13 protein-coding genes are annotated in these 13,927 nt (G+C 69.4%); 2 read left to right on the forward strand and 11 right to left on the reverse strand.

Features of this window, described 5'->3' with window-relative positions; genetic code table 11:
• Positions 1–144: 144 nt before the first annotated feature.
• Positions 145–1,749 carry an amidohydrolase gene (locus ABH927_RS02665; protein WP_370017793.1) on the forward strand — a complete coding sequence of 535 codons (1,605 nt, stop codon included), beginning with the start codon at positions 145–147 and terminating at the stop codon, positions 1,747–1,749.
• Between the two features lie 25 nt (positions 1,750–1,774).
• Here the strand turns inward: ABH927_RS02665 and ABH927_RS02670 are convergent, their stop codons facing one another.
• From ABH927_RS02670 to gap, 8 genes are all read right to left on the reverse strand, one after another.
• Positions 1,775–2,785, reverse strand: coding sequence for an IPT/TIG domain-containing protein (locus ABH927_RS02670; protein WP_370017794.1), 1,011 nt, complete (start codon positions 2,783–2,785; stop codon positions 1,775–1,777).
• 140 nt (positions 2,786–2,925) lie between these two features.
• Positions 2,926–3,699, reverse strand: a complete 774-nt coding sequence (locus tag ABH927_RS02675; protein ID WP_370017795.1) for an IPT/TIG domain-containing protein — start codon at positions 3,697–3,699, stop codon at positions 2,926–2,928.
• Positions 3,700–4,334: 635 nt separating this feature from the next.
• A complete protein-coding gene (locus tag ABH927_RS02680; RefSeq protein WP_370017796.1) occupies positions 4,335–5,402 on the reverse strand; it encodes a beta-propeller fold lactonase family protein in 1,068 nt (355 codons plus the stop codon).
• Positions 5,403–5,751: 349 nt separating this feature from the next.
• A complete protein-coding gene (locus tag ABH927_RS02685; RefSeq protein ID WP_261585772.1) occupies positions 5,752–6,099 on the reverse strand; it encodes an RNA polymerase-binding protein RbpA in 348 nt (115 codons plus the stop codon).
• A 78-nt stretch (positions 6,100–6,177) separates the two neighbouring features.
• Positions 6,178–6,408: a preprotein translocase subunit SecG gene (gene secG, locus ABH927_RS02690; RefSeq protein ID WP_261585773.1), complete on the reverse strand. Its 231-nt coding sequence runs from the start codon at positions 6,406–6,408 to the stop codon at positions 6,178–6,180.
• A gap of 112 nt (positions 6,409–6,520) precedes the next feature.
• Positions 6,521–7,300 carry a triose-phosphate isomerase gene (gene tpiA, locus ABH927_RS02695; protein ID WP_370017797.1) on the reverse strand — a complete coding sequence of 260 codons (780 nt, stop codon included), beginning with the start codon at positions 7,298–7,300 and terminating at the stop codon, positions 6,521–6,523.
• On the reverse strand, positions 7,301–8,488 hold the full coding sequence (locus ABH927_RS02700; protein WP_370017798.1) for a phosphoglycerate kinase: 1,188 nt from the start codon (positions 8,486–8,488) through the stop codon (positions 7,301–7,303). It abuts the gene before it with no gap.
• Entirely contained in the window at positions 8,488–9,492 is a 1,005-nt protein-coding gene (gene gap, locus ABH927_RS02705; RefSeq protein ID WP_261585776.1) for a type I glyceraldehyde-3-phosphate dehydrogenase, read from the reverse strand. Before gap ends, ABH927_RS02700 begins: the two co-directional genes overlap by 1 nt.
• Before the next feature lie 208 nt (positions 9,493–9,700).
• Here gap and ABH927_RS02710 point away from each other — a divergent pair, with 208 nt between their 5' ends.
• Positions 9,701–10,258, forward strand: a complete 558-nt coding sequence (locus ABH927_RS02710) for a hypothetical protein (RefSeq protein ID WP_370017799.1) — start codon at positions 9,701–9,703, stop codon at positions 10,256–10,258.
• A 112-nt stretch (positions 10,259–10,370) separates the two neighbouring features.
• On the opposite strand, the gene whiA is transcribed toward ABH927_RS02710, so the two are convergent.
• The 3 genes from whiA to rapZ all read right to left on the reverse strand — a co-directional run bounded on the left by whiA (position 10,371) and on the right by rapZ (position 13,780).
• The gene (gene whiA, locus ABH927_RS02715; RefSeq protein WP_370017800.1) at positions 10,371–11,351 is read right to left on the reverse strand and encodes a DNA-binding protein WhiA; all 981 of its coding nucleotides are present in this window, start codon (positions 11,349–11,351) and stop codon (positions 10,371–10,373) included.
• A gap of 63 nt (positions 11,352–11,414) precedes the next feature.
• Positions 11,415–12,353: a uridine diphosphate-N-acetylglucosamine-binding protein YvcK gene (yvcK, locus tag ABH927_RS02720; RefSeq protein ID WP_370017851.1), complete on the reverse strand. Its 939-nt coding sequence runs from the start codon at positions 12,351–12,353 to the stop codon at positions 11,415–11,417.
• A gap of 557 nt (positions 12,354–12,910) precedes the next feature.
• Positions 12,911–13,780 (reverse strand): RNase adapter RapZ, encoded by an 870-nt coding sequence (gene rapZ, locus ABH927_RS02725; RefSeq protein ID WP_370017801.1) that lies wholly within the window; start codon positions 13,778–13,780, stop codon positions 12,911–12,913.
• Positions 13,781–13,927: the final 147 nt, after the last annotated feature.

Genomic DNA, 13,927 nt, shown 5'->3' on the forward strand with positions numbered 1-13,927 from the left:
ATCATGCACAGCCTCCCCGGCGGGGGCATTGACGTGCCCGCCTCCCGATCGTGATCATGCACGGATTCCCGGTGGCTAGGCTGACCTGGAGAAACGCAAATCGTGATCATGCAGTCCGGCACCATCCAGAAGGGCAGAAGTCCTGTGAGCTCCCATATCCTCTTCCGCGGCGGCCGGGTCTTCACCCCGCACGGCTTCGCCGAGGCGGTCCTGGTCCGCGACGGGGTCATCGCGGCCGTCGGCGCCGAGGCCGATCTCGTACGGCTCTCACCCGCAGCCGAACCCGTGGACCTCGACGGCGGGCTGCTCACGCCGGGGTTCACCGACGCGCACGTCCACCCGGTGCAGGCCGGCCTGGAGAGGGCCAAGTGCGACCTGTCCGAGGTCTATGGCCTCGACGCCTACCTGTCCAAGGTCACCGACTATGCCCTGACAAATCCGCACAAGGAGTGGATCGACGGCGGCGGCTGGGACATGTCCGCCTTCCCCGGCGGCCTCCCCCACCGGTCCCAGCTCGACTTCCTCGACCGCCCCGCCTACCTGATCCAGCGCGACCACCACGCCGCCTGGGTCAACACCCGGGCGCTGGAGCTCTCCGGCATCACCCGGGACACCCCCGACCCTGCCGACGGCCGCATCGAGCGCGACCCCGACGGCACCCCGAGCGGCGTGCTGCACGAGGGCGCGATGGACCTCGTCGGCCTGCTCACCCCCCGGCCCACCCCCGCCGATCTCGACGCGGCCCTGCTCGACGCCCAGGCTTATCTCTTCTCTCTCGGCATCACCGGCTGGCAGGACGCGATCGTCGGCTCGTACGCCGGGTCCGACGATCAGCTGCCGGTCTACCTGTCGGCCGCCTCGTCCGGCCGCCTGAAGGCCCGCGTCGTCGGCGCCCTGTGGTGGGACCGGACGCGGGGGGCGGACCAGATCCCCGGCCTGACTGAGCGGCGCGCCAAGGCCGAAGGCCTCGACCGGTTCCGCGCGTCCGCCGTGAAGATCATGCAGGACGGCATCGCGGAGAACTTCACGGCCGCCGTGATCGAGCCGTACTGCCGCTGCGGCGGCACCGGGCTCTCCTACGTGGACCCCGGGCTGCTCAAGGACTACGTCAAGGAGCTCGACTCGCTGGGGTTCCAGGTCCACTTCCACGCCATCGGGGAGCGGGCCGTACGCGAGACGCTGGACGCGCTGGCCGGGACCGACCCGGGGAACCGGCACCACATCGCCCACCTGCAGATCATCACCCCGCAGGACGTGCCGCGCTTCGCCGCACTCGGCGTGACCGCGAACCTCCAGCCGCTGTGGGCCACCCACCACGCCCAGATGGACGAGCTGTGCATCCCGTTCCTGGGGGACGAGCGGTCGTCGTGGCAGTATCCCTTCGCCGATCTCGTACGGCACGGCACCCGGCTGGCGGCGGGCTCGGACTGGCCCGTCTCGTCGGCCGATCCCCTCCAGGGGATGCACGTGGCCGTCAACCGGACGGAGCCGGGCGGCTCGGCGCACGCGTCGTACCCGACCGCGCAGACGCCGTTCCTCCCAGGTCAGAGCATCAACCTGAGGACGATCATGACGGCCTACACGGCCGGGTCCGCGCGGCTGAACCGCTCCCCCGCGGGCGTGATAGAGGAAGGCCGCCCGGCCGACCTGGTGGTGCTCGACCGCGACCCGTTCACGCTCGACCCCAAGGACATCTGGACCGCCCGCGCCATGATGACCTTCGTCGACGGCGAGTGCGTCCACGGCTGAGGCAGGCCGCCTCGTCAGAGGCCGCTTAGAGGTACGTGTAGACGCCCCCGGGAGAGCTGGAGCCGCCCGCCGAGGCGGCCGTGACGCTGACCGGGCCCGAGCCGGGGGGCGCGGCGGCGACGATCTGGATGTCGGAGACGATCGAGAAGGAGGCCGGGGCGGCACCGAAGAGCACATCAGTGGCATTCGTGAAGTTCGCGCCCTTGATGGTGACGAGGTTGCCGCCCGTGGACGGCCCCTGGGCGGGGGTGAGGGTCATCACGGTGGGCGCGGGGACGTAGGTGTAGGAGGTGCGCGTGCCCGTCGCGCTCGTTCCTCCCGGCGTGGTGACCGTGACCTGGACGGTGCCGCTACCGGCGGGCGCCGTCGCGGTCAGCTGGCCGTCGGAGACGACGGTGAAGGGCCCGGCCGAGACCGATCCGAACTTCACCGAGGTGGTTCCGGTGAACCCGCCGCCCGTGACGGCGACGGCGGTTCCGCCGGCAAGGGCCCCCTGGCCGGGAGCCACGTCGGCGATGACGGGAACGGCCGGGACGGAGTAGGCGTACGCCGCCGGGTTGCCGACCCCTCCAGGCGTCGTCACCGTGACCAGCACCGCGCCGGCCGCCGCCGCCGGAGCCGTCGCGGTGATCTGCGTGGCGGAGTTGACCGCGAAGGCGGCCGAGGCGGATCCGAACTTCACCGACGTGGCTCCCGTGAGCCCGGTGCCGGTGATGGTCACGGAAGTGCCGCCGGCCGTCGTGCCCTGGTTCGGAGCCAGGCCCGAGATGCTCGGGATGGGGACGGCCACATAGGTGTAGGGGACGGTCTGGGAGCTGTTGCCGCTGGACGAGGTGACGACCACGTTGACCGTCCCCGAACCCGAGGGGGTGACGGCGGTGATCTGCGTGCTGGACTGGACCGTCACGCCGACGGCCAGGTTCGTGCCGAATCTCACGCCTGTGACGCCGGTGAACCCGCTGCCGGTGACGGTCACGGAGTTGCCGCCCGCGGTGGACCCCTGGTTGGGGCTCACACCGCTCACTACCGGGGCCATGAATGCTCACGCCCTCTCATTCGGGCGCGTGCCCTGGCCGAGACCAGGGCACGCGCTTCCTCTCTTTCCTTGCCGCACGGGCCGCCCGGCCGTACGGAGGTGCCCGGGCCCTGTCTCACGGAGACTCGGATCTGGGTGGCTCAGACATAGGTGAAGGTCACCGGCGCGCTGCTGCCGCCGGGCGTCGTGACCACCACGTTGACCGCGCCGGTCGGGCCTGTGGGGGCCGTGGCGAGGATCTGCGTGTCGGAGTTGACGCTGAAGTCGGCGTCGACCCCGTCGAAGCTGACGCTGATCGCCGAGCCGGCGAAACCCGTCCCGGTGATGATCACGCTGGTCCCGGCGGCCCCGGTGTCGGGATCGAGGTCGGTGACCGCGGGCGTGTCGTACAGCGCGATGGCGTTGGCGACGGTCACAGTGCCGCCGGCCGTCCGCACGGACGCGTTCCTGACCTGGAACCAGGGGCTCGCCCCGAGCTCGGTGATGCTCGCGGGGGTCGCCGTGATCTGGACGTCACTGGTGGGCGGGATGAGGGTCGCGGTGACTCCGCTGAACTGCACCCGGTTGCTGGTCAGCAGCGTCTCGCCCGAGATCGTGACGGGCACGGGCGTCGTCGCGGATCCCTCCACGGGGAAGACGACCGAGACGAAGGGCGGGTCGATGTAGTAGAGCGGCAGCGCGTTGCTGGTCCCGGTGGGGGTGACGACGCTGACGCTCACGGAGCCGCAGCCGGAGGGAAGGGTGCAGGTGACCACCGTGCCGGCGAGGTTCGCGCTCGCGGCGACCGTCCGCGAGCCGATCCTCGCGCTGGTGGCTCCGGCCAGGCCGGTGCCGTTGATGGTGAGGGTCTGGCCGTAGCTTCCCTGGTTGGTGTTCTGCGGGGCCGCGCTGAGCGACGTGATGACGGGTGCCATGGGATTCTCCCTTTCTCGTGGAACGCTCCATCGGAATTGGGCAGAGCGTGAATGGCCGTTTTCCGGGTCGCTCAATGGACGGCACCACTCAGCGAATGGACGCCGTCACCATGAACGGGTTAGTCGGAATGCCGCCCGAGTCGAAGGCGTTGGGAGGACGCGTTCCGGGAGTCCTGACGACTCCTAAGGAAACGTGAGACGCATGGCTCCTCCCGGGGGGATCTGACGATATTCAGGCCGGCATCGACTCGCAGAAGCCCCTCGCCGACCTCATATCTCGCAAGGGCCGCCGGCGATCATGCTCCGCGGTCGCTCGTCCCGATTCGCTGGAGACGCCCCTACTTGCGGGAATGAGGATCCCTGCTACCCCACCGAGTAGACCCTACGGCCATAAGCCATGTAAAGAGGAAGTTCGCCAATGATATAGCGCAAGTAACGATGGTCTTGCGGTCCCAATGACGCCGTACGCGATGAAGCCCCGCCTGGGGGCGCAATTAGGGACGGCCGCCATGATATTCACATGGAATCCTCATGGAATCCTCATGGCGGCCGTCTTATGGGTGCCCTTATGCCCCCGGCGATGCCAAACCGGGGATACTAAAGACTGACAAATCCCGATAAATCCGTACTGCTACTCAGCCGTCCTGGCTCTGGCGGATCTTCTGATGGTAATGGCGGCGAATCTTGTGCCGGCGAATCTGGGTAGGCACGCGGCTTTGCGGATCGTCGGTGACGACGCGCCCGGTCGCCACACCCAGAGGATGGCCGCCGACGGCGACCGTTCCGATGACCTTGTTGGTGACGGTGTCGATGACCGCGACGTTGTCGGAGTCGTTGTTGGCGGCGTACAGGCGGTTGCCGCTGGGGGAAAGCGCCAGCCCGAAGGGAGAGACGGCGACGGGAATGGCGGTGGTGACTTGGTTGGTCACCGTGTTGATCACCTCCACCGTGTTGAGACTCGGGACCGACACGTAGGCACGGGCGCCGTCAGGCGAGATCACCACCCGGTCCGGATCGCTCCCCGTGCCCGTGGGGATGTTGGGATCGACGACACGGGTGACGGTGTTGATTACCGACACCGCGCTCGCACCGGCATCGGCCACGTAGGCGCGGGCGCCGTCCGGAGTGAACGCCACCCCGACAGGGGCGTGGCCGACGGTGATGGGCTGGCCCACGACGGCGTTGTCCGCGGTGTTGATCACCGACACGGTGTCCGAATTCAGGTTGGTGACGTAGACCTGACCGCCGTTGGGGCTGACCGCCACCCCGCTGGGGGTCGCGCCGACGGGGACGGTCGCCACGACACCGTTGGTCGCGGCGTCGATGACCGACACCGAGCCGGCGGTCGCGTTGGTGACGTAGACCCGGGCGCCGTCCGGGCTGACCGCCACGGCGAAGGGCCCCATGCCGACGGGGATGTTCTTCACGACGCCGTTGGTCAACGTGTTGATCACCGACACCGTGTTCGAGCCCTCGTTGGTGACGTACGCCCGGGTGCCGTTGGGGGAGATCGCCACCTGCAGAGGAGTGAGACCGACCGGAATCGTGGCCGTGACCCGGTTCGCGGCGATGTCGATCACCGACACAGTCCCCGCACTTGAGTTGGTCACGTAGGCGAAGTCCCGATTCTGCGCCATGGCCGCCGAGGGCACGGACACGACCGTCGCCACCGCCGCGGCGGCCACCAGGACCGCCGAAGCCACGGACGACCGGACGCGTGACCATCCTCCACGCCTTCGGCCGTTTCGGAACGGGTTTCTCAGCCGGATCCGCAGCACCGGGACCTCCTCATCGACGGCAGGGTCCCGTTCTACGCGGACAAGTGATCTCGGCCGGGAATGCGGCACGCCGGCTTACGTTCTCGTGGCCCGCGACTTGGCCCATCCATCGCTTCACGCCGCCTGGATCATCCGGCGCCGACACGAAGTTGACCTTGACCAGAGGTCGGCACCGCGGACAAGCGAAAGTCCCCCGCGACGGATCGCCGCGAGGGACCTCTGTGCTGCCGTGCCGTACGCCTCCGGCCGTGGCGACCGACGGCTCTCTACCGGCTCAGTAGATCGGGCGGGAGGACGAGCGCAGGCGCTCCAGGGCCTCGGCGAGGATCTGCGCGCCGTCCTTGTCGCTCCGGCGCTCCTTCACATAGGCCAGGTGCGTCTTGTAGGGCTCGTTCCGCGGCGGAGCGGGCGGGTTGGACTCGTCCTGACCGGCCGGCAGTCCGCATCGAGGGCAGTCCCAGTGCTCGGGGACGGCCGCGTCGCTGGCGAAGCTCGGGCGCGTCTCGTGCATGTTGGCGCACCAGAACGAGACCCGTACACGGGGGGCGGCCTCGCCGCGCTCGGCCTCCCCCATGGGGCCGGCGCCTACTCGGCTGCCACGGATCGCGTTGCCACTACCCACGGATGAACTCCTTGCTCGATCGCCCCGCGGACAACGGGGGGAGATGAATCTCTGTCACGCGTAGCCGGGACGGAGCCGCTACGGCCTGAGCAGCAGCCCCAGCGCGATGATGCAGACGAACCAGACGACGCCCGTGATGATGGTGAGCCGGTCCAGGTTACGCTCCACCACCGACGATCCGCCGAAGGACGACGAGAAACCACCGCCGAAGAGATCCGAAAGGCCACCGCCCTTGCCCTTGTGGAGCAGGACGAGCAGCACCATCAGAGCGCTCGACAGGATGAGGGCGATGGAGATTCCGATTGTCACCGTAGACCTGTTCCTATGTCCGGGCGTGTGCACGACGCCGACGGCGTGACGATTCAATCTTGCTCTATGAGGGTACGACTTATTGTCAAGTCACACCCCCCGAACGGCTCAGCTAGCCAGACATCTCACCAAAGCGGCAAATCTTGACGAACTCGCCCTGGTCGAGGCTGGCCCCTCCAACGAGGGCGCCGTCGACGTCGGGCTGCGCCATGATGCCGGCGATGTTGTCCGACTTCACCGAGCCTCCGTAAAGGATACGGACCCCAGCGGCCACATCGTCCCCATAGAGCTCGGCGAGTCTGGTCCTGATGGCCCCGCAGACCTCCTGGGCGTCCTCCTGGGTGGCGACCTCACCGGTGCCGATCGCCCACACCGGCTCGTATGCCACCACGATGGACTTCACCTGCTCGGCGGGGATTCCGTCCAGTGCCCCGTCGAGCTGCGCCAGCGTGTGCTCGACGTGGCGGCCCTCCCTGCGGATCGGGAGCGGCTCCCCGACGCACAGGATCGGCGTGAGCGAGTGCCGGTACGCCGCCTTCACCTTGGCGTTGCACAGGCCGTCGTCCTCGTGGTGGTACTGCCGCCGCTCGGAGTGGCCCACGAGCGTGAACGTGCACCCCAGCTTGGCGAGCATCACCCCGGAGATCTCCCCGGTGTAGGCCCCGGCGTCGTGCCGCGACAGGTCCTGCGCGCCGTACACGATCCTGAGCTTGTCGGCGTCGACCAGCGTCTGGACGCTGCGCAGGTCGGTGTACGGCGGCAGCACCGCGACCTCGACGGCGTCGAAGTCCTTGTCGGTGAGCGAGAACGCCAGCTTCTGCACCAGGTTGATGGCCTCGAGGTGGTTGAGGTTCATCTTCCAGTTGCCGGCGATGAGAGGCTTGCGGCTCATCTATTCCTCCAGGGCGGCGAGTCCGGGCAGCGTCTTGCCTTCGAGGTACTCGAGGCTGGCGCCGCCGCCGGTGGAGATGTGCGAGAAGCCGTCCTCGGGCAGGCCGAGCCGGCGCACGGCCGCCGCCGAGTCGCCGCCGCCCACCACGGTGAACGCGTCCGACCCGACCAGCGCCTCCGCGACGGCACGGGTGCCGCCGGAGAACGCGTCGAACTCGAACACGCCCATCGGGCCGTTCCAGAACACGGTCCTCGCGTCCGACAGCTTGGACGCGAACAGCTCGCGGGTCCGCGGGCCGATGTCCAGGCCCTCGCGGTCGGCCGGGATGGCCGTGGCGTCGACCACCTCGTGCGGCGCGTCGGCCGCGAAGTGGGTGGCGGCCAGGATGTCCACCGGGAGCACCAGTTCGACCCCGCAGGTGACGGCCTCGTTGAGGAAGCCGCGGACCTGGTCGAGCTGGTCCTCCTGCAGCAGCGACTTGCCGACCTCGTGGCCCTGGGCCTTGAGGAAGGTGTACGCCATGCCGCCGCCGATGAGCAGCCGGTCGACCTTGGACAGCAGGTTCGCGATGACGCCGAGCTTGTCGGAGACCTTCGCGCCGCCCAGGACCACGACGTACGGCCGGGCCGGGTCCTCGGTGAGCTTCTTCAGCACCTCGACCTCGGTGAGGACGAGATCGCCCGCGGCGTGCGGAAGCCGCTTCGGCACGTCGTAGACGCTGGCGTGCTTGCGGTGCACGGCGCCGAAGCCGTCCCCGACGTACAGCTCGGCCAGCGCGGCCAGCTTGTCGGCGAACTCGCCCCGGACCGCGTCGTCCTTGGACTCCTCGCCCGGCTCGAACCGCAGGTTCTCCAGGAGGGCCACCTGGCCGTCCTGGAGAGCGTCGACCGTGCTCTTCGCCGACTCGCCGACCACGTCGGTCGCGAACGCGACGTCCTCGCCGAGCAGCTCGGACAGCCGCCGCGCCACCGGGGCCAGCGAGTACTTCGGCGTGGGCGAGCCCTTCGGGCGGCCGAGGTGAGCCCCGACGATCACCTTGGCGCCGCGTTCGAGCAGCTTCCTGATCGTCGGCACCGACGCCCGGATCCGCCCGTCGTCGGTGATCGTCTCCCCTTCGAGGGGGACGTTGAGGTCGGCGCGCACGAAGACGCGCCGGCCCTTCACATCGAGGTCGTCGATTCCGATCATCAGAGGGAGGCGCCCACGTACTCGATCAGGTCGGCGAGGCGGTTGGAGTAGCCCCACTCGTTGTCGTACCAGCCGACGACCTTCACCTGGTTGCCGATGACCTTGGTCAGGCCGGCGTCGAAGATGCAGGAGGACGGGTCGGTGACGATGTCGGTGGAGACGATCTCGTCTTCGGTGTAGCTGAGGTAGCCCTTCAGCGGGCCCTCGGCGGCGGCCTTCAGCGCGGCGTTGACCTCCTCGACGGTGACCTCGCGGGACACCTCGACGGTCAGGTCGGTGGCGGAGCCCGTGGGGATCGGCACGCGCAGCGCGAACCCGTCCAGCTTGCCCTTCAGCTCGGGCAGGACCAGGCCGATGGCCTTGGCGGCGCCGGTCGAGGTCGGGACGATGTTCAGCGCGGCGGCGCGGGCCCGGCGCAGGTCCTTGTGCGGGCCGTCCTGCAGGTTCTGGTCCTGCGTGTAGGCGTGGATGGTGGTCATCAGACCCTTCTCGATGCCGAAGGTGTCGTTGATGACCTTGGCCATCGGGGCCAGGCAGTTCGTCGTGCAGGACGCGTTGGAGATGATCGTGTGAGCGGCGGGGTCGTACTTCTCGTGGTTGACGCCCATGACGATCGTCACGTCTTCGTTCTTCGCCGGGGCGGAGATGATGACCTTCTTCGCGCCGTTGTCGGCGTGGACCTTCGCCTGGTTGCCGTCGGTGAAGAAGCCGGTCGACTCCACGACGACGTCGACGCCCAGGTCGCCCCAGGGCAGCTTCGCCGGGTCGCGCTCGGCGAAGGCCTTGATCGCCTTGCCGTCCACGGTGATCTCGTCCGCCGAGGACTTCACCTCGTACGGCAGGCGGCCCAGGATGCTGTCGTACTTCAGCAGGTGGGCGAGCGTGGCGTTGTCGGTCAGGTCATTGACCGCGACGATCTCGATGTCCTTACCGCTGGCTGCCACAGCGCGCCAGAAATTGCGGCCGATACGGCCGAAGCCGTTGACGCCTACGCGGATGCTCACGGATCCGATCTCCTCGTACGTCGTGCGCCGGCAGACCGGCGACATGGCTGGCGTGAAACCTCAATGACAGACCTTATCGGACCTAAATTGGTGTAGACCACCGGCCCGTGCTTTGGCGGCCGGACAGGTCAAGCGCGCCCCATGAGTTCGGAATTCGAGTAAGGTGCCCGACTCGTCACAGTAAACTCCTCTCCCCCCAGGAGCCTTCATGTATGACAGTCCCGAGGCCCGTCGGAGCGGCCTCGTCCCGGGCATCCTCGCCGGCCTGGCCGCCGCTCTCGTCGGCGCCGGGCTCTATGCCGTGATCATCGACCTCACCGAGTGGGAGTTGGGCATCGCGACTATCGGCATCGGCGTGCTCGTCGGCCTCGCCATCATGGCCGTCAAGCCCACCAGCCCCGTCCTTCCGGCCCTCGCCGCCGTCATCTCGCTCGCCGGGGCCGCCCTCGGCACCATCGCCGGAGACGTCGCGCTGATCGTCAAGATCGCTGGAGACCAGGGCCTCCAGATGAGCTACGGCGACGCGTTCGGCTTCGTCAGGAACGGTCTCGGCGAGTTCATCGACATCAAGACCGTGCTCATCTGGGCGGTCGGCGCCGCCGCCGCGTTCTCCTTCGTGAACAAGCGGGTCAAGGCCTCGGCCGAGAGCGCGTCGCTTCCCCAGGAGGCCGGCGCACCCCAACCCGTCGCGGATCTGGGCCTGGCTCCCATGACCACCCCGCAGGCGACGCCGGCCGAGAGCGAGCAGGGCAAGCCGTCCGCGTGATCCAGCAGGCCACTCGCTCTCCCGTACGGCACGGCCGTGCCGCGCCGCCGTACGGGAGGGTGGGCGGATCGATCGCGCCCGCTGAGGCGCTGTGCCGTACGGGACGGGCCGGTCAGGGGGCGAGCATGTCGACGGTGAGGTTCGCCTCCGTGTTGGCGATGCCGAGGTCCTGGGCCCTCTTGTCGGCCATGGCGAGCAGGCGCCGGATCCGCCCGGCGATCGCGTCCTTGGTCAGGGGTGGATCGGCGATCTGGCCGAGCTCCTCCAACGACGCCTGCTTGTGCTCGACGCGGAGCCGTCCGGCGATCACGAGATGCTCGGGGGCCTCGTCTCCGAGGATCTCCAGCGCCCGCTGCACCCGGGCGCCCGCCGCGACGGCGGCCCTGGCGGACCTGCGCAGGTTGGCGTCGTCGAAGTTGGCGAGGCGGTTGGCGGTCGCGCGGACCTCGCGGCGCATCCGCCGCTCCTCCCACGCCAGCACGCTGTCGTGGGCGCCGAGCCGGGTCAGCAGGGCGCTGATCGCGTCGCCATCGCGGACCACGACCCGGTCGACGCCGCGGACCTCGCGCGCCTTGGCGTGAATCTTCAGCCGCCGGGCGGAGCCGACCAGCGCCAGCGCGGCCTCCGGGCCGGGGCAGGTGACCTCCAGCGACATCGACCGGCCGGGCTCGGTCAGCGACCCGTGCGCGAGGAACGCACCCCGCCAGGCCGCCTCGGCGTCGCAGGTCGCCCCGGAGACCACCTGGCGCGGCAGCCCGCGCACCGGACGGCCGTGGTTGTCGATGAGACCCGTCTGCCGGGCCAGCGCCTCGCCGTCCTTGTAGACGCGGACGACGTACCGCGAGCCCTTGCGCAGGCCCGCCGGGGCCAGCACGAGCACCTCGGCCTTGTGGCCGAACACCTCGCCGATGTCCCTGATCAGCCGCCGGGCGGTGACGTTGGTGTCGAGCTCGGCCTCGATCACGATCCGCCCGCCGACCAGGTGCAGCCCGCTCGCGAACCGCAGCAGCGTCGACACCTCGGCCTTACGGCAGCAAGGCTTGACCACCGATAGGCGGCTCAGCTCGTCTTTCACCACACCCGTCATCGCCATCTGCGCGTGTCCTCCCCCAAACAGACTCTGGCGGCCAGTCTCTCGCACCTTGACAGGCGGGGATCACCGCTTCTCACGGAAAATCTCGTCCAGGACCGCGGCAAGACGTGGTCCGTCGTGGCGCGGAGATCCGTCAGAGGCGGCCACATCGGCCAATACCAGACGGCCGCCGAGCGACACGGCGGCCTTCTCCAGCTCCCTGAGATCCCCCACCACGCCCTCGTCGGCGAGCACCGCGTCGATGAGCAGAGAGGGGGCGTGCTCCCTGAGCACCTCCAGATGCTTCTCAGGTGAGAAGCCGTCGGTCTCCCCCGGCTGGGGCGCCAGGTTGAGGATGACGAGCCGCCGAGCGCTCGTCGAGTGCAGCGCGTGGGCCAGCTCGGGCACCTTGAGATGCGGGAGGACGCTGGTGAACCACGAGCCCGGCCCGAACACCACCCAGTCGGCCTCCTCGATCGCCTCGACGGCCTGCGGGCAGGCGGGCGGGTCGGGCGGCAGCAGCGAGATCGCCTGGACCCGGCCGGGGGTCACCGCGCACGCCACCTGACCCTGGACGGTCGTGACGACCCCGTCCAGCTCGACCTCGGCCTGGATGTCCAGGGGCACCGACGCCATCGGCAGCACCCGGCCGTGGGCGCCGAGCAGCCGGCCCACCCAGTCGAGGCCCTTGACGGGGTCGTCGAGCAGCTCCCACAGGGCCACGATGAGCAGGTTTCCGACCGCGTGGCCGTGCAGCTCGCCCTCGCTGCGGAAGCGGTGCTGGACGACCCGGCTCCAGGTCTTTCCCCACTCGTCGTCGCCGCACAGCGCGGCGAGGGCCATCCGCAGGTCACCGGGCGGCAGAACCCCCAGCTCGCGCCTCAGACGGCCGCTGGAGCCCCCGTCGTCGGCGACGGTTACGACTGCCGTCAGATCGGTCGTGACGGTCCTCAGGGCCGACAGGGAGGCGTACAGGCCGTGGCCGCCGCCGAGGGCGACGACCTTGGGCCCCCGCCGATTCACAGCTCGCTGGGGATCACTCTCGGGGCTGTTTCCGGGGACGTCGGCGCTGATGGGGACGCCAGGGGGATCGCCAGCGGGGATGCGGCCGGGATAGTCGCCCAGACCTTCCAGTCCTTCCAGATCGCCGTCGGGGTGGCCGTCCGGGTCGCCTTGGGGGATGCCATGGGGGATGCCATGGGGGATGCCATGGGGGATGCCATGGGGGATGCCATGGGGGATGCCATGGGGGATGCCGGTCTCACCGGTTCCATAGGCGAGTTCCTTCATACTCCTCCTCGCCTTGAGGCCCGCCCCGCCCCAGGAAGCCGCTGCCCCGAGATCCGGCCATGGTCGCCGATCGGCGCCGTACGGAAGACCGCTGCGGAGACGGCCGCTGTGTTGATCTGCGGGCCGGAGTTGATCTGCGCGGGGTTGATCTGCGCATGATTTATCTGGGGGCCGGTGTTCTTTCGCGGGCCGGTGTTGACTTGTGGGTCGGTGTTGACTTGTGGGTCGGTTTTCACTTGGGGGCCGGTTTCAGGAGCGGGTCGGATTCTGCAGCGGGCCGGTCGGACCTCTCACTCGCGGCCCACGTCCCGATGACTGACCTGCACGTCCATGCCGCGGTCACGCAGCCGGGCCCCGAGCTGCTCCGCCATGGCCACGCTGCGGTGCTTGCCTCCGGTGCAGCCGACGGCGAGCGTGGCGTAGCTCTTGCCCTCACGGGTGTAACCGGCGGCCACGACGCCGAAGACCTCCTCGTAGCCGTCGAGGAACTCCTTGGCGCCCGGCTGGCCGAGCACGTAGTCCCTGACGGGCGCGTCCAGGCCGTTCATGGGGCGCAGCTCCGGGACCCAGTGCGGGTTGGGCAGGAACCGGCAGTCGACCACCAGGTCGGCGTCCACCGGCAGGCCGTACTTGTAGCCGAACGAGACGACGTTGACCTTGAGGCCGGGCCGGTCCTCGCCGCCGAAGAACGAGACGATCTTCTTGCGGAGCTCGTGGACGTTGAGCAGGGAGGTGTCGATGACCAGGTCGGCGTTGGCCCTGACCTCGCGGAGGATGCCCCGCTCGCGGTCGATCCCGTCGACGAGCCGCCCGTCGCCCTGCAGAGGATGCGGGCGCCGGACATTCTCGAAGCGGCGGACCAGCTCCTCGTCGCTGGCCTCCAGGAACACCACCCGTACGGCGACGCCCCGTACGGTCAGCTCCTCGATGGCCACGTTCAGGTCGGTGGTGAAGGCGAGGCTGCGCACGTCCACGACGGCGGCCACCTTGTCGGCGGCCAGGTTGACCTTGCCGGCCTCCTCGGCCAGCGAGAACAGCAGGCCCGGCGGCAGGTTGTCGATGACGAACCAGCCCAGGTCCTCCAGCGCCTTCGCGGCGGTGCTCCGCCCCGCCCCCGACATGCCCGTGACCACCACGAACGCCGGCTCAGTCGTGCTCATCGCCCGCTCACCGCCCTGCCCCGATATCGGCGACGCCCCGCGAACGGCCCCGCCCCTCCGGGACACGGCCCCCTATCGCGGGAGGATGGCATCGCGGCGCGTGGCCGCGCCAGCGGCACGCCGCACGACCCGCCATATGAGATGCGT

The organism is Planotetraspora sp. GP83 (genome assembly GCF_041262585.1).
GTDB lineage: Bacteria > Actinomycetota > Actinomycetes > Streptosporangiales > Streptosporangiaceae > JAOEGB01.

Bases quoted from the DNA above. Each gene is read 5' to 3' on its own strand.
- ABH927_RS02670 (WP_370017794.1), bottom strand. From the start codon at position 2,785: ATGGCCCCGGTAGTGAGCGGTGTGAGCCCCAACCAGGGGTCCACCGCG.
- ABH927_RS02675 (WP_370017795.1), bottom strand. From the start codon at position 3,699: ATGGCACCCGTCATCACGTCGCTCAGCGCGGCCCCGCAGAACACCAAC.
- tpiA (WP_370017797.1), bottom strand. From the start codon at position 7,300: ATGAGCCGCAAGCCTCTCATCGCCGGCAACTGGAAGATGAACCTCAAC.
- ABH927_RS02700 (WP_370017798.1), bottom strand. From the start codon at position 8,488: ATGATCGGAATCGACGACCTCGATGTGAAGGGCCGGCGCGTCTTCGTG.
- ABH927_RS02710 (WP_370017799.1), top strand. From the start codon at position 9,701: ATGTATGACAGTCCCGAGGCCCGTCGGAGCGGCCTCGTCCCGGGCATC.
- whiA (WP_370017800.1), bottom strand. From the start codon at position 11,351: ATGGCGATGACGGGTGTGGTGAAAGACGAGCTGAGCCGCCTATCGGTG.
- rapZ (WP_370017801.1), bottom strand. From the start codon at position 13,780: ATGAGCACGACTGAGCCGGCGTTCGTGGTGGTCACGGGCATGTCGGGG.